The 15,833-nt window shown below is 64.2% G+C and carries 13 protein-coding genes and 1 pseudogene; 13 read left to right on the top strand and 1 reads right to left on the bottom strand.

Going from position 1 to position 15,833, the window contains the following annotated elements; all coding sequences use genetic code 11:
• Positions 1–93 (bottom strand): annotated as a pseudogene (locus tag IVA74_RS27225) (NYN domain-containing protein); the annotation flags it as partial.
• Between the two features lie 329 nt (positions 94–422).
• On the opposite strand from IVA74_RS27225, the gene rpoZ reads away from it, so the two are divergent.
• The 13 genes from rpoZ to IVA74_RS27160 all read left to right on the top strand — a co-directional run bounded on the left by rpoZ (position 423) and on the right by IVA74_RS27160 (position 15,454).
• Positions 423–815, top strand: a complete 393-nt coding sequence (rpoZ, locus tag IVA74_RS27220) for a DNA-directed RNA polymerase subunit omega (RefSeq protein ID WP_024512695.1) — start codon at positions 423–425, stop codon at positions 813–815.
• A 208-nt stretch (positions 816–1,023) separates the two neighbouring features.
• Positions 1,024–3,309 carry a bifunctional (p)ppGpp synthetase/guanosine-3',5'-bis(diphosphate) 3'-pyrophosphohydrolase gene (locus IVA74_RS27215; protein ID WP_247349466.1) on the top strand — a complete coding sequence of 762 codons (2,286 nt, stop codon included), beginning with the start codon at positions 1,024–1,026 and terminating at the stop codon, positions 3,307–3,309.
• A gap of 44 nt (positions 3,310–3,353) precedes the next feature.
• A complete protein-coding gene (locus IVA74_RS27210; protein ID WP_247349465.1) occupies positions 3,354–4,106 on the top strand; it encodes a pyridoxine 5'-phosphate synthase in 753 nt (250 codons plus the stop codon).
• Entirely contained in the window at positions 4,103–4,522 is a 420-nt protein-coding gene (gene acpS / locus IVA74_RS27205; protein WP_247349464.1) for a holo-ACP synthase, read from the top strand. Before IVA74_RS27210 ends, acpS begins: the two co-directional genes overlap by 4 nt.
• A 250-nt stretch (positions 4,523–4,772) precedes the next feature.
• Positions 4,773–5,537, top strand: coding sequence for a signal peptidase I (gene lepB, locus IVA74_RS27200; protein ID WP_247349463.1), 765 nt, complete (start codon positions 4,773–4,775; stop codon positions 5,535–5,537).
• A complete protein-coding gene (gene rnc / locus IVA74_RS27195; RefSeq protein WP_247349462.1) occupies positions 5,534–6,370 on the top strand; it encodes a ribonuclease III in 837 nt (278 codons plus the stop codon). Before lepB ends, rnc begins: the two co-directional genes overlap by 4 nt.
• Positions 6,360–7,286: a GTPase Era gene (gene era / locus IVA74_RS27190; protein WP_247349461.1), complete on the top strand. Its 927-nt coding sequence runs from the start codon at positions 6,360–6,362 to the stop codon at positions 7,284–7,286. Before rnc ends, era begins: the two co-directional genes overlap by 11 nt.
• A gap of 21 nt (positions 7,287–7,307) precedes the next feature.
• On the top strand, positions 7,308–7,688 hold the full coding sequence (locus tag IVA74_RS27185; protein WP_247349460.1) for a hypothetical protein: 381 nt from the start codon (positions 7,308–7,310) through the stop codon (positions 7,686–7,688).
• Between the two features lie 90 nt (positions 7,689–7,778).
• Positions 7,779–8,531 (top strand): DNA repair protein RecO, encoded by a 753-nt coding sequence (gene recO / locus IVA74_RS27180; RefSeq protein ID WP_247349458.1) that lies wholly within the window; start codon positions 7,779–7,781, stop codon positions 8,529–8,531.
• A 100-nt stretch (positions 8,532–8,631) separates the two neighbouring features.
• On the top strand, positions 8,632–8,916 hold the full coding sequence (locus tag IVA74_RS27175) for a hypothetical protein (protein ID WP_247349456.1): 285 nt from the start codon (positions 8,632–8,634) through the stop codon (positions 8,914–8,916).
• Positions 8,917–8,977: 61 nt separating this feature from the next.
• Positions 8,978–11,236, top strand: coding sequence for a DNA topoisomerase IV subunit A (gene parC, locus IVA74_RS27170; RefSeq protein ID WP_247349454.1), 2,259 nt, complete (start codon positions 8,978–8,980; stop codon positions 11,234–11,236).
• A gap of 236 nt (positions 11,237–11,472) precedes the next feature.
• Positions 11,473–13,698, top strand: a complete 2,226-nt coding sequence (locus tag IVA74_RS27165; RefSeq protein WP_247349452.1) for a hypothetical protein — start codon at positions 11,473–11,475, stop codon at positions 13,696–13,698.
• Between the two features lie 211 nt (positions 13,699–13,909).
• Positions 13,910–15,454, top strand: a complete 1,545-nt coding sequence (locus IVA74_RS27160; protein WP_247349450.1) for a GMC family oxidoreductase N-terminal domain-containing protein — start codon at positions 13,910–13,912, stop codon at positions 15,452–15,454.
• Positions 15,455–15,833 lie beyond the last annotated feature (379 nt).

The following is a 15,833-nucleotide window of genomic DNA, read 5'->3' as shown; positions in this document are numbered from 1 at the left end:
GTAATCGATATCGAAGCCGAGAGTTTTCGCCGTCGCGTAGAGATTGGCTCCGTCGATGAAGAGCGCGATCTTGTCGGTAGAGGAAGGTGACATTCAGTTTGCTCGCGTAGAGTTCGTGATTGATCGTTTATTGTTGGCGCGGCGACAGCAAGCCGCGCAGTTCTAAAGTCCCGCCGAAACCCGTCGAAACCGCAAATCCGGAGAAGCCGGGGCAATCAAGGTATAGTTATGGCGGACTTGCATACACCCCGCGCCGCCCTCGATGGCAGCCCGGGAAACCACCCATCCCAGCCCCAATGTGGGCGTAGCAGAGCCGTTTGGCGAGGCCAAATTACAAATTGGCCTTGCGAAACCGTCCCGGCCCCTATAACTAGCGCCAATCATCCACATATTTCGTCCCACCCACAACGGAGCGACAGTCCATGGCTCGCGTCACCGTAGAAGATTGTATCGACAAGGTCGACAACCGGTTTGACCTGGTCCTGCTGGCCGCCCACCGTGCCCGCATGATTTCGTCTGGTTCACAACTAACGGTTGACCGCGATAACGACAAGAACCCTGTTGTGTCTTTGCGTGAAATTGCTGACTCGACCATCTCGCCGGAGGACCTCCGCGAGGAGCTGGTGCACTCGCTGCAGAAGTTCGTCGAGGTCGATGAGCCGGAGCCGGACACTGTGCCGCTGATCGGTTCCGCCGGTGCAAGCGTAGACGCGGACGATACCGAAGTCGCGGTCGAGCGCATGACGGAAGAGGAGCTCCTGAAGGGTCTCGAAGGCCTCGCGCCACCCGAGGAGCAGCCCGAGGAGGACGAGTAGATCGTCCCGTCGCAGTCATCGACTTCTTGTCATCTTGTCAAAGGCCCGAACCGTTGTTCGGGCCTTTGCTTTTGTTGGCGTTTTCGTGGTTACCATAGTGTTGTCGGTTCGCGCGGGGCCCTGTCACCGAATTGATCGGACACGCGCGCGATCGGAGCTAAGATGTATGCAACGGGCTGCTTCGTGGCCCGTTTGAAGGCAGGACGGCATGGTATATCGGCGTCGCACACAAACGCAGATGCAGGCCGCAACCGAATCGGTTGCCGTGGCCCCGACTGCGCCGGTGGCGCGTCCGGCGAAGTCCCGCGCGCGCATGATGCGTCAATACGACCTCGTCGAGCGCGTCAGGTCCTACAATCCCAACACTGACGAAGACCTGCTGAACCGCGCCTATGTCTACGCCATGAAGGCGCACGGCTCGCAGACCCGCGCCTCAGGCGACCCGTATTTCTCGCACCCGCTCGAAGTGGCGGCGATTCTCACCGATCTGAAGCTCGACGATGCAACCATCGTGGCTGCGTTGCTCCACGACACGATCGAGGACACCGAAGCGACGCGGGCCGAGATCGACCAGATCTTCGGGCCCGAGATCGGCGCGCTGGTCGAGGGCCTGACCAAGCTGAAGCGGCTGGAGCTGGTGTCGCGGGAGGCCAAGCAGGCCGAGAATCTGCGCAAATTGTTGCTGGCCATTGCCGACGACGTCCGCGTGCTGCTGGTGAAGCTCGCCGATCGCCTGCACAACATGCGCACGCTGGACTTCGTGCCGACGGAATCGCGACGGCGCATCGCCGAGGAGACGCTCGACATCTATGCGCCGCTGGCCGGGCGCATGGGCATGCAGGAAATGCGCGAGGAGCTGGAGGATATGTCCTTCCGGACTCTCGATCCCGAAGCCTATTCGGTGGTGATGCAGCGGCTCGATGCGCTCGCCGAGCGCAACCGCAATCTGATCGGCGAGATCGAGGCGCAGCTTTCCAACAATCTGCGGCACAGGGGCCTTGGCGCGCGGGTCTATGGCCGCAGCAAGAAGCCGTTCTCGATCTGGACCAAGATGGAGCGCAAATCTGTCGGCTTCGAGCAATTGTCCGACATCTTCGGCTTTCGCCTCGTCGTCAACGACATCGAGTCCTGCTATCGCGCGCTCGGCATCGTCCACACCACCTGGCCGGTCGTACCGGGGCGTTTCAAGGATTACATCTCGACCCCGAAGCAAAACGACTACCGCTCGATCCACACCACCGTGATCGGCCCTGGCAACCAGCGCGTCGAGCTGCAGATCCGCACCGAGGCGATGGACCAGATCGCCGAGCGCGGCATCGCCGCGCACGTGTTCTACAAAGAGGGCGCCGGTTCGCCGACCGAGTTCCTCAAGCGCGAGTCCAACGCGTTCGCCTGGCTGCGCCACACCATCGGCATCCTCTCCGAAAGTGCGAACCCGGAGGAATTCCTTGAGCACACCAAGCTCGAGCTGTTCCACGACCAGGTGTTCTGTTTCACTCCGAAGGGCAAGCTGATCGCGCTGCCGCGCCATGCCAATGTGATCGACTTCGCCTATGCCGTGCACACCGACGTCGGCAACAGCGCGGTGGGCTGCAAGATCAACGGCCAGTTCGCGCCGCTGTCATCGGAGCTCCAGAACGGCGACGAGGTCGAGGTGCTGACCTCGGAAGCGCAAGCTGCGCCGCCGTCCGCCTGGGAAACGCTCGCGGTCACCGGCAAGGCGCGCGCCGCGATCCGCCGCGCCACCAGGACTGCGGTGCGCGATCAATATGTCGGTCTCGGCCGGCGCATCGTGGAACGCCTGTTCGAGCGCGCCAAGATCGAATACGCCGACGACAAGCTCAAGGGCGCGCTGCCGCGGCTCGCGCGGACCTCGATCGAGGACGTCATGGCGGCTGTGGGGCGCGGCGAGATCAAGGCCTCCCACGTCGCGCGTGCGATGTATCCCGACTACAAGGAGGAGCGCATCGCGCGCTACGGCGTCAAGAAGGGGCTTGCCGCCAAGTTCAAGGAGAAGTCGTCGGAACCGCCGCGCAGCTCGGTCGCGATCCCGATCCGCGGCATCAATTCGGACCTGCCGGTGAAGTTCGCGCCGAACGGCGGCGCCGTGCCCGGTGACCGCATCGTCGGCATCGTCACGCCGGGCGAGGGCATCACCATCTACCCGATCCAGGCGCCGGCCCTGAAGGATTTCGAGGAAGAGCCGGAGCGCTGGCTCGACGTCCGCTGGGACATCGAGGACTCCGCGCCGCAGCGCTTCCCGGCCCGGATCAGGGTCGAGAACGTCAACGAGCCCGGCGCGCTGGCGCAGATCGCGACCGTGATTGCCGAGCACGACGGCAACATCGACAACATCAGCATGCAGCGCCGCTCACCGGACTTCACGGAGACGACGATCGATCTCGAAGTCTACGATCTGAAGCATTTGAGTGCGATCCTGGCCCAGCTGCGCGCGAAGGCGGTCGTCGCCCGCGTCGAACGTGTTAATGGATAGACGCCTTCCGGCTTGGTCTGTCCCTATGGTTCCGTGAGTCTGAAATGCCTGCACCTCCGCTCCGCCTCGGCGTCAATGTCGACCATGTCGCGACCCTGCGTAATGCGCGCGGCGGCCGCAATCCAGATCCGGTACGCGCGGCGCTACTGGCGATCCAGGCCGGCGCCGACGGCATCACCGCTCACTTGCGCGAGGATCGCCGGCACATCCGCGACGAGGACATGGCGCGGCTGAAAGCCGAAATCTCCAAGCCGCTCAATTTCGAGATGGCGGCGACCGACGACATGATGCGCATCTCGCTCGCCACCAAGCCGCACGCGGTGTGCCTCGTGCCGGAGCGGCGCCAGGAGGTGACGACCGAGGGCGGGCTCGACGTGGTCGGTCAGCACAACGCGCTGGCGCCCTATATCGCGCGGCTGAACGATGCCGGCATCCGGGTGTCGCTGTTCATCGCCGCCGATCCCGCCCAGATCGAGATGGCGGCGCGGCTGCGTGCGCCCGTGATCGAGATCCACACCGGCGCCTGGTGCGACGCCGTCGTCGACGGCCACACCGACAAGGCCGAGGCCGAATGGCGGCGGATCGTGGCGGGCGTAAAGCTGGCGAAGCAAGCAGGGCTGGAGATTCACGCCGGACACGGGCTCGACTATGCCACGGCGGAGACGATCGCGGCCCTGCCGGAGATCATGGAGCTCAACATCGGCTACTACATGATGGGCGAAGCGCTGTTCGTCGGTCTCGCCGAGACGGTGCGCAACATGCGCGCAGCGATGGACCGCGGCCGGAGCCGGGCATGATCATCGGCATCGGCTCCGATCTGATCGACATCACCCGCGTCGGCAAGGTGATCGAGCGCCATGGCGAGCGCTTCCTCGATCGCATCTTCACCGCGGCCGAGCGAGCCAAGGCGGAGCGGCGCGCCAAGAACGAGAAGATGGTTGTGGCGACCTACGCCAAGCGGTTCGCGGCCAAGGAGGCCTGCTCCAAGGCGCTCGGCACCGGCATAAGGCGCGGCGTGTGGTGGCGCGACATGGGGGTGGTCAACCTGCCGGGAGGACGGCCAACCATGCAATTGACGGGCGGGGCGCTGGCCCGGCTCCAGGCCCTGACGCCGGAGGGGTTCGAGGCACAGATCGATCTGTCGATCACCGATGACTGGCCGCTGGCCCAGGCCTTCGTCATCATTTCCGCCGTGCCGCTGGCCAAACCCTGATGGGTCTCCCTCGATTTTATAATTATCATTAAAAATCAAATACTTATCCAGTTTTGATGCGTTCCTTGATTGCGTGGCCTCCGACAACCGTCTAAAAGTCCGCGGACGCAAATCAGCCTGGGCGAATTCGGCTTTACGCCGGAATTGGCTCTCATTATCAGAATCAGGACAATCTCCTTGGGACGCGAACCGACGGGCCGTTCGCGGGTGGGGGGCGCGCTGTGGACCGCCGGCCGGAATTGAGAGAGCAATGAGCGTGACTTCAGGGACCAAAACTGAGACCGGCGTGGGCGAAACCATCCGGGTCGTGATCCACGCCCTCTTGATCGCGCTCGTGATCCGCACCTTCCTGTTCCAGCCGTTCAACATCCCATCCGGCTCGATGAAGGCGACGCTGCTGGTCGGCGACTATCTGTTCGTCTCGAAATATTCCTACGGCTACAGCCACTACTCGATCCCGTTCTCCCCGCCGCTGTTTTCGGGGCGGATCTGGGGCTCGGACCCGAGCCGCGGCGACATCGTCGTATTCCGCCTGCCGAAGGACGACTCCACCGACTACATCAAGCGCGTGATCGGGCTTCCCGGCGACCACATCCAGATGCGGGACGGTCTGCTCTACATCAACGACACGCCGGTCGAGCGGCAGCGCATGAGCGAATTTGTCGGCGAGGATCCCTGCGGTTCGGAAGGCGGCGGCGTCTCCCGGGTGAAGCGTTGGAAGGAGACGCTGCCGAACGGCGTGTCCTACGAGACGCTGGACTGCGCCGATAACGGCTACGTGGACAACACCAACGTCTACACCGTGCCGACCGGCCACTTCTTCATGATGGGCGACAACCGCGACAACTCCACCGACAGCCGCTTCCTCGGCCAGGTCGGCTACGTGCCGCAGGAGAATTTGGTCGGGCGCGCCCAGATGATCTTCTTCTCGATCGCCGAAGGCGAGCATGCCTGGATGTTCTGGCGCTGGCCGTGGGCGGTGCGCTGGAATCGCTTCTTCAAAATCGTCCGATGAAAGACGAAGTCAAGGACATCGCGACCCACCCGACCGAGGCGCAAGCGGGCGCCGACGGCGAAGCTGCGACCAACACCCTTGAAGTCAAGACGCCTGCAAAGAAGAAGCGGGTGCGGAGCAGCAAGACCAAGGGCCCGGATGCGAACGCGGCGCTCGAGGCCCGCATCGGCCACAGTTTCGCCGATCCGAACCTCTTGATGCAGGGCATCACGCATGTCTCGGCGCTGAAGTCCGGGCGCAAGCGTGGCGACAGCTATCAGCGGCTGGAATTCCTCGGCGACCACGTGCTCGGACTTGTCGTCTCCGACATGCTCTATCACGCGTTCCCGAACGCCGACGAAGGCGAGATGTCCAAGCGACTTGCCGAACTGGTGCGCAAGGAGAGCTGCGCCGACGTCGCCAAGTCGCTCGGTCTGCTCGACGACATCAAGCTCGGCTCGGTCGGTCCTGGTGCCGACGCGCGCCTGCGCAAGAGCGTGCTCGGCGACATCTGCGAGGCCGTGATCGGCGCCGTCTTCCTCGACGGCGGCTACGCGGCGGCGTCCGAGTTCGTCAAGCGCAACTGGACCGAGCGCATGCACAAGCCGCGGCGTCCCTTGCGCGATCCCAAGACTGTTCTGCAGGAATGGGCGCAAGGCAAGGGGCTGCCGACGCCGGTCTACCGCGAGGTCGAGCGCACCGGCCCGCATCACGATCCGGAGTTTCGTGTCGCGGTGGACCTGCCGGGGTTGGCGCCGGCCGAAGGCACTGGCGGCAGCAAGCGCGCAGCGGAGAAGGTAGCGGCTTCAGTGATGATCGAACGCGAAGGTGTTGGCGGCGGCAATGACGGTTGAAACAAGCGGCGAGGCGCCCGCCGCAACGAGCTGCGGCTTTGTCGCGCTGATCGGCGCCCCGAACGTCGGAAAGTCCACGCTGGTCAATGCGCTGGTCGGGGCCAAGGTCACGATCGTCTCGCGCAAGGTGCAGACCACGCGGGCGCTGATCCGCGGCATCGTGATCGAGAACAACGCGCAGATCATCCTGGTCGATACGCCCGGCATCTTTCTGCCAAAGCGCCGGCTTGACCGCGCCATGGTCTCGACCGCCTGGAGCGGCGCGCATGACGCCGACCTCGTCTGCGTGCTGCTGGATGCCAAGGCCGGTATCGACGAGGAAGCCGAGGCGATCCTCACCAAGGTCGCAAGCGTCAAGCACGAGAAGATTCTGGTCATCAACAAGGTGGATTTGGTCCAGCGCGAGAAGCTGCTGGCACTGGCGCAGGCGGCCAACGAGCGCATGGCCTTCGCGAAGACCTTCATGATCGCGGCGATCTCCGGCGACGGCGTCGACGACCTCAGGCATACTCTCGCCGAGATCGTGCCGCCGGGGCCGTTTCTCTATCCCGAAGACCAGATGTCGGACGCGCCGATGCGGCAGCTTGCGGCCGAGATCACGCGCGAGAAGATCTTTCGCAAGCTGCACCAGGAATTGCCCTACCAGTCCACGGTCGAGACCGACAAGTGGGAGGAGCGCAAGGACAAGTCGGTCCGCATCGAGCAGACGATCTTCGTCGAGCGCGAGAGCCAGCGCAAGATCGTGCTTGGCGCGGGCGGCGCGACGATCAAGTCGATTGGCGCGGACTCGCGCAAGGAGATCGGTGAGATCCTCGGTGTGCCGGTGCATCTGTTCCTGTTCGTCAAAGTGCGCGAGAACTGGGGCGATGATCCCGATCGCTACCGCGAGATGGGCCTGGAATTTCCCAAAGAATAGCCAAGAAAAGATCGGTCACCGATGAGCGTACCCGGCAACGTACGGCGCTTCGAAGCGTTGCTCTATGCATCCTTGATGCTGGATGCCCTGTCGGTCGCGGTGCAGGACCGCACACCGAATGCCGAGATGACCGAGCAGATGATCATGACGGCGACGCTGCTCGCCGGCGGCATGATCCTGCTGCTGGTCTATTTCGTCTGGCTCGCTGCACGCTGGCGCAAGAACTGGCCGCGATGGGTGCTGGCGGCAGCGCTCGTGCTGTCGGTGATCTCGCTCGGCCAGATCATCGGCGAGAAGGGCATGGAACTCGACAGCGCCATCGAGATCGTCTCCTGCGTGCTGACGGCGATGGGATTGTATTTCTCGTTCAGCGGAGATGCACAGGGTTGGTTCAACGCGTGAGGATTCGCCGCTTTGCGCGGTTGATCAAATTGGTGGGCACGCTTCGCTTTGCCGACCCTACGATCGCCTGAAATGCGCTAGACTCCGCACATGGAATGGACCGACGAAGGCATCGTGCTGGGCGTGCGGCGGCATGGCGAGAGTAGCTCCATCGTCGAGCTGCTGACGCGTGCGCACGGCCGCCATCTCGGTCTCGTCCGCGGCGGCGCCGGCTCGCGGATGCGGCCGCTGCTGCAGCCCGGCAACAGCCTCAGCGTGGTGTGGCGGGCGCGGCTCGACGAGCATCTCGGCACCTATGCCATCGAGGGCCTCAAGCTGCGCGCGGCGACGCTGCTGACATCCCCCCACGGCGTCTATGGCATCACCCATCTCGCCTCGATTGCGCGGTTGCTGCCGGAGCGCGATCCGCACGAAAACATCCTGGCGCAGCTCGAGCATTCGCTCGACGATTTCGACGACATCGGCGGCGCCGCCGTGCACCTGATCCATTTCGAGCTGGCGATGCTCGCCGAGCTCGGCTTCGGGCTTGCGCTGGAAAACTGCGCGGTAACCGGGGAGACTACCGACCTGATCTATGTCTCGCCGAAATCAGGCGGCGCGGTGTCACGCGGCGCGGGCGAGCCGTGGCGGGATCGGTTGTTGCGGCTGCCGCCGTTTTTGCGTCGTGGCGTAGCCGCGAGCGACGTCACCGACCAGGATCTTCAGGACGGCCTTCGGTTGACCGGGCTGTTCCTGCTGCGCCATGTGCTGGAGCCGCGGGGGCAGGGCCATTCCGACGCGCGGGCAGGCTTCATCAACGCGCTGACGAGACAGCAGGCGAAGGCCGCGATTCCCGCGCCATGAGGCTGGCGCGGCTCTGCATTGCCCCAATAGGCCAACCGTCATTGGAACCAAATTGGGTTTCCTGGACTTGCCCTCGGGGTTCCAACCGGGGATAAGCCTCATGCTGATCAAGGGATTTGTGATATCGGCGGCGCTTGTCACGCTGGCGCCGGACGCCCTCGCAGGCGAGCAACCCGGCGTCTTTCGCCGCGCCTCCTGCACCGTTGTCAGGTTCTATGTGGCTAAATATTCCGCTGCAGCAGCAGAGGCATGGGCGCGATCCAAGGGTGCGACGGAGGCCGAGATCGAGACTGCGCGGCGGTGCCTGACCAATGCCCCGGCCACCACGCAGGCTAAAAACGCGCAACCCACCCAGACCTTCACCGCAGGCTGGGCCGGCCAGTAGGCCGCCCACGGGGAACCAATCGATCCTTGCCCGATTCGCTTCCACGGTTTAACCGGGCGGCATGGGAAAACGATTGATTCCGCCGGAGGAACCGGCCGAAATTCACGAGGTGCCGCTGCGTGAGGCGCTGGAAGAGCGCTATCTTGCGTACGCGCTTTCCACCATCATGCACCGCGCGCTGCCCGATGCCCGCGACGGCCTGAAGCCGGTGCACCGGCGCATCCTCTACGGCATGCGCCTGCTCCGGCTCGACCCCGGCACGGCGTTCAAGAAATCCGCCAAAATCGTCGGCGACGTGATGGGCTCGTTCCATCCGCATGGCGACCAGGCGATCTACGACGCCATGGTCCGCCTCGCGCAGGACTTCTCCTCGCGCTATCCGCTTGTCGACGGCCAGGGCAATTTCGGCAATATCGACGGCGATAATCCCGCTGCCTACCGCTACACCGAAGCGCGGATGACCGACGTCGCGCGGCTTCTGCTCGACGGCATCGACGAGGACGGGGTCGAGTTCCGCCCTAATTACGACGGCCAGTCGAAAGAGCCCGTCGTGCTGCCCGGCGGCTTCCCGAACCTGCTCGCCAATGGCGCGCAGGGTATCGCGGTCGGCATGGCGACCTCGATCCCGCCGCACAACGCCGCCGAGCTCTGCGAAGCCGCGCTGCATCTGATCGAGAAGCCCGACGCGAAATCCAAGGCGCTGCTGAAATGGGTCAAGGGCCCGGATTTCCCGACCGGCGGCATCTGCGTCGATTCCAAGCAGGCGATCGCTGAAGCCTATACCACCGGCCGCGGCTCGTTCCGCGTCCGCTCCCGATGGGAGCAGGAAGAGGGCGCACGCGGCACCTGGGTCGTCGTCGTCACCGAGATACCCTTTCTGGTGCAGAAGTCGCGCCTGATCGAGAAGATCGCCGAGCTGCTGGACCAGAAGAAGCTGCCGCTGGTCGGAGACATCAGGGACGAGTCGGCCGAAGACGTCCGTATCGTGATCGAGCCGAAGTCGAAGAATGTCGATCCGGCGCTGATGATGGAATCGCTGTTCCGGCTGACGGAGCTCGAAAACAAGATTCCGCTGAATCTCAACGTGCTGATCAAGGGCCGCGTGCCCAAGGTGGTGGGACTCGCGGAGTGCCTGCGCGAATGGCTTGACCATCTGCGCGACGTGCTGATCCGTCGGACCAACCATCGCAAGGCCGAGATCGAGCGCCGGCTGGAGATTCTCGGCGGCTTGCTGATTGCCTATCTGAACATCGACGAGGTGATCAGGATCATCCGCAACGAGGACGAGCCGAAGCCGGCGCTGATCAAGGCGTTCAAGCTCACCGAAGTGCAGGCTGAAGCCATCCTCAACATGCGGCTGCGAAGTCTGCGCAAGCTCGAGGAAATGGAGATCCGCAGCGAGGACAAGGATCTGCGCAAAGAGCTGAAGGGCATCGAGGGATTGCTGGCGTCCGAACCCGAGCAGTGGAAGAAGGTCGCCGAGCAGGTTGGCAAGGTCCGCGACATGTTCGGGCCGAAGACCGCGCTCGGCAAGCGCCGCACCACCTTTGCGGACGCGCCCGAGCACGATCTCGCCGCCATGGAGGAGGCCTTGGTCGAGCGCGAGCCGGTGACCGTCGTCGTCTCCGACAAGGGCTGGATCCGCACCCTCAAGGGTCATGTCGAGGATCTCTCGGGGCTGGCCTTCAAGCAGGACGACAAGCTCGGGTTAGCGTTCTTCGCGGAAACGACCTCGAAGCTGCTGCTGTTCGCCACCAATGGAAAATTCTACTCGCTCGACGTCGCAAAACTTCCGGGCGGCCGCGGTCATGGCGAGCCGATCCGCCAGTTCATCGATCTCGAGCCGGAGGCCGCGCCGGTCACGCTGTTCGTCAACAAGGGCGGACGCAAATTCCTGGTCGCGAGCCACGAGGGCCAGGGCTTCGTCGTCAACGAGGACGATTGCGTCGGCACCACCAAGAAGGGCAAGCAGGTCCTCAACGTGGACATGCCGAACGAGGCGTGCGCGATCACCGAGGTGCTCGGCAACACTGTCGCGGTGATCGGCGAGAACCGCAAGATGCTAGTCTTCCCGCTCGACCAGACGCAGGAGATGCCGCGTGGCCGTGGTGCGCGCCTGCAGAAGTACAAGGACGGCGGCCTTTCGGACATCGCGGTGTTCGACGCCAAGGCGGGGCTGACCTGGAAGGATTCCGCTGGCCGCGAATTCTCGGCGACGATGAAGGAACTGGCCGAGTGGCAAGGCACCCGCGCAGACGCCGGCCGCCTGGCGCCGAAGGGTTTCCCGAAATCGAACAAGTTCGGCAAGGTGATCGGGTAGCTCGACTTTCAAACGGGAGGTGCGGTTTGTTGATTCGCAAATCGCGCACCTCCTAACGTTTGATTGCGATTTCGTCCTATGTGCCGATAAATGCAGCATTTTCCGCGGCGTGCTGTTGCCGTTTGAACACGCCGAAAGGCTTTCGCGATTCGCTCGCTCAACGAGAGATAGCGAATCACGAATCTCCGTGATTCCATCTGCACCAGATATTTTGAGAATTTCGTTGGGGACTGGGAATGGGGCCGGGATCGAACACGGTGTTGCGTCCGCCGCGCTGCCTGCTTCTTTGTAGCGTCTCGCTCATCGCATTGTCCGGTTCAGCGCTCGCTGCGGACTTGCCCGTGGTCAAGGTGACGCCAGCGCTCGCCGCGTCCTGGGCGGGCTTCTATCTCGGTGTCCACGGCGGCTATGGTTGGGGGCGCGACGACTTCTCACAGTCGGAAGCGTTTGCGCTGGCGACGCCGCAATCGATCAACGGCATCCGCGGGAAAGGCGCCGTCTACGGCGCGCAGGCCGGCTACAATTGGCAATTTGGCCGCGCCGTCACCGGGCTCGAGTTCGATTTCTCGGCGACCGACATCAAGGGCAGCAACGCGGTCAGCCAGCTCCTCGGCGGGACCGACGCGACGACCATCACCCTCAGCGAGAAGGCGCAATATCTCGGCAGCGTTCGCAGCCGCCTCGGTTGGCTGCCGGCCGACAATGTGCTGCTGTATGGGACCGCAGGCCTAGCCTGGGAGCGGCTCGACTCCACATCGCAGACATTGCAGACCTCGACTGCGCCGGTCAGTGCGACGCTGTCGTCCAGCCGCACGCCGACCGACCGGTTCGGCTGGGTCGCCGGCGCCGGTGTCGAGGCGATGCTGGGCAGCCCGAACTGGATCGGCCGCATTGAATATCTGCATTATGATTTCGGTCATATCGCGGACTCGTCTGCGATCACCGCTGCGATCGGCCAGGTGAACTCGACGTCGGGGTCGCAGACCATCGACCTGGTTCGCGCCGGCGTGTCCTACAAGTTTGGCGAGCAGGCGCGTCTCGCGCCGGTGCCTTACGTCAAGGCGCCCGTGATGGCATCGGCGCGCAACGGCTGGGTCGGGTTCTATGCGGGTACCCATGGTGGCTATGGCTGGGGCGATGATCCCGCGACCTTGCCGCTGCCGCTGCTCGACTTTGCACCGGATGGCGCACTGACCGGCGCAAAGTCGCAAGGCTGGGTCGCCGGAGGTCAGTTCGGCCACAACTGGCAATATGATCGCGTGGTCGCCGGCCTCGAGGCCGACCTCAGCGCGGCCGACATCAAGGGCAGCACCTCGACAGCTTCGATCGCGGTTCCTGGCTTCGCCTCGACGCTGAAGTTTGACGAGAAGGTGAAATATCTCGGTACCGTGCGCGGCCGTCTCGGCTGGACGCCGATCGACACCTTACTGCTGTACGGTACCGCCGGCCTCGGCTGGGAACGGCTGGAGATCTCCCAGGTGCAGCAGGACACCACCGCGACGGGCGTCACCACCACGCGGACGGCCACACCGAGCGACCGCTTCGGCTGGGTTGCAGGTGTGGGGGGCGAGATGATGCTCGGCAGCAGCAACTGGATCGGGCGGCTGGAATATCTGCACTACGATTTCGGCCGCGTCCGTTCCGATTCAAGCCTGGTTTCCGTCTCGCCGCCGCTCGCGAATTTTGCCGCGGCGACCGCGATCGGCCGTCAAACCGTCGATCTCGTGCGCGCGGGCGTGTCCTACAAGTTCGGGCCGGACGCAGCTTTGCCGGTGTCTGCGCTTGCCTACGCCAAGGCGGGCCCGCCGCCATCGCTGCAAAGCTGGTCCGGCTTCTATCTTGGCGCCCATGGCGGCTATGGCTGGAAGCAGAACGATTTTTCGGACGCCTCCCTGCTTGGCGGGGTCACCATCGGCGATATCAAGTCGAAAGGCTGGCTCGGCGGCGGCCAGGCCGGCTACAACTGGCAGTATGCGAGCGTCGTTGCGGGTGTCGAGATCGACGGCAGCGCTACCGGCATCAAGGGCTCGACGCCAACCGTGCTCGCGGGCACCATCAGCGACACGCTGTCGGACAACGTCAAATACCTGGGCACGTTGCGCGGGCGTCTCGGCTGGACACCCTCGAGTGGTTGGCTTCTCTATGCCACCGGCGGTCTCGCGTTCGAACGTGCGCACCGCATCGATAGCTCGGCCAACTCGGCCCCCAGCCCGGTCACGGCCGCCGTGATCGAGACGGCGCGCAATCATTTCGGGATGGCCGCCGGCGCCGGTGTCGAGACCTTCCTCGGCAACTCGAACTGGATCGGCCGCATCGAATATCTGCACTACGATTTCGGCACAGTAGAAGCGACCAGCAACATCACGACCACTGAGCCAGGCGGCACGCCCACCACGGATCGAGGCGGCCGACAGACCATCGATACCGTTCGCGCCGGCCTGTCCTACAAGTTCACGCCATAGAGCCCGGCTCAGATCACCCCGACCAGGCGCAAGGCCACTGCCGCGCCTGCAAATTATCGTTGCCGACGATTTCCGTCCTATGTTTTCATACGAGCAACGCGCGTCCGGTGAGACCGATCATCGCCCGCCCAGCCCACCGCCTCTCGCGCCGGTTTGCGCGGTCTGATACCGTCCGCCATCCCGGTTTTCTGGAACGTTGAGAAGTAGCGCGATGTACGATGTCATTGTTGTCGGCGGCGGCTCCGCCGGCGCCGCTGTTGCGGCACGGCTCTCCGAAGATCCCGCACGGCGCGTCCTGCTGCTGGAGGCGGGTCTCGACTGGCGCGCCGACGAGGCGCCCTGGGAAGTGATGACGCCAAATCCCATCCCGATCATCCACAAGCGCGAGTACCAGGAGAAATGGCAATGGCCTGATCTTCTGACGCGCCGGGTGGCGGGGCAGGAGCCGCGCTTCTACTGGCGCGGCAAGGGCCTCGGCGGCTCGTCGATGATGAATGGCCAGATCGCCATCCGCGGCGTCGCCGACGCGTTCGACGAATGGGCCGCCAATGGCTGCACCGGCTGGTCGGCCAAGGACGTCATGCCGTTGTTCTCGGTGATCGAGGATGATCTGGAGTTCGGCGACGCAGCGGGCCATGGCCGCGGCGGACCGCTGCCGGTCTATCGGGCGCCGCCGGACAAATGGGGCCCGATCGATCGCGGCTTGCGCGATGCGGCGCTGGCGAGCGGCTATCCCTGGTGCGCCGACGTCAATGGTCCCGACGGCGAGGGCGTCGCCTGCTATCCCATCAACAGCCGGGACAGCCGCCGCATCACCACCAATGAAGGTTATCTCGAGCCCGCGCGGAGCCGCGCCAATCTGGAGATTCGCGGGCACGCACTGGTCGATCGCGTGCTGATCAGTGACGGCCGGGCGACCGGCCTTCGCGTTCACATCGAGGGGCAGGGCACCAGCGAGATCAGCGCGCGCCAGATCGTGCTCTGCGCCGGTGCCATCCACAGTCCGGCGATCCTGCTGCGCTCGGGCATCGGACCTGCCGATGAGTTGAAGGCGATGGGAATCGCGGTCGAGCGCGACCTGCCGGTCGGCCGGCACTTCTTCGACCATCCGCTGTTTCGCGCCACGGTCCAGCTCCATGAAAACCTGCGGCCGAGCGATCCCGACACCCGCCATACCAATTGCTGCGTGACCTATTCGTCAGGCCTCGGCGATGGCGGCAAACGGGACATGATCCTGATCGCCTTCAACCACCGCGGCATCGGCGTATCAGGAGCGATCGGTGCCGGGCTGTTCAATGCGTATTCTCGTGGAACACTTAAATTGGCCTCGACCGACCCCGCGATCGATCCTGTTGTCGAGGAGAACATGCTGGCCGATCCCCGTGACATGCTGCGCATGATGGATGCGGTGAAACGGCTGGCCGTGATCACCTCCCAGCCGGCGCTATCAGGCATCGCCGACTGGATCCGGCTGACGGACACCGATCTGACGCTGCCGCAGGCAGCCGCGCTGCCGGATCATGAACTCGATGCGCTGCTGCGGCGCGAAACCGGCGACATCCAGCACGCCGCCGGCAGTTGCCGCATGACCGGCTTCAAGCAGGCCGACGGCGTGGTCAACCCTGATGGTACGGTGAAGGGCATCGCGGGCCTGCGCGTCGCCGACGCCTCGATCATGCCGTCGGACTGCCGCGCCAACACCCACTTTACGACGGTGGTGATCGGCGAAGCGATTGCGCGGATGATGATGCGGTAGTTCTGCTGCGTCAAACCACTCTTCTCCTCATCCTGAGGAGCGCGGAACGCGCGTCTCGAAGGATGGCCTCGGGCAAATATCCGGGCCTTCATGGTTCGAGACGCGCTTCGCGCTCCTCACCATGAGGGTCTTATGACGCAGCAAGATTCAGCCGTTTCTCTTCAATTCACATTTCAAACAGCGGGCGAGAGTTCGCATTCTCGCGGCGCATTTCGCCCGAGTTCTACCTCTCGCGCCACCTTCAAGGAAAGGGCGCAGGGAAGGCCGGGCGCCGGCGGGCACCCGCAAGGTCCGTGCGCCATAGAAATGCACACGGGGTGGACCGCAGGTTCGCCGGATCGCCCGGCCTTCCCTGCGCGATGGTTTTAACGTGTCCTTC

The sequence above is a fragment of the Bradyrhizobium sp. 132 genome, from assembly GCF_023074185.1.
Taxonomy (GTDB): domain Bacteria; phylum Pseudomonadota; class Alphaproteobacteria; order Rhizobiales; family Xanthobacteraceae; genus Bradyrhizobium.
The sequence above is the reverse complement of the archived record's forward strand: the minus strand, read 5'-3'. Positions and strand labels throughout refer to the sequence as shown.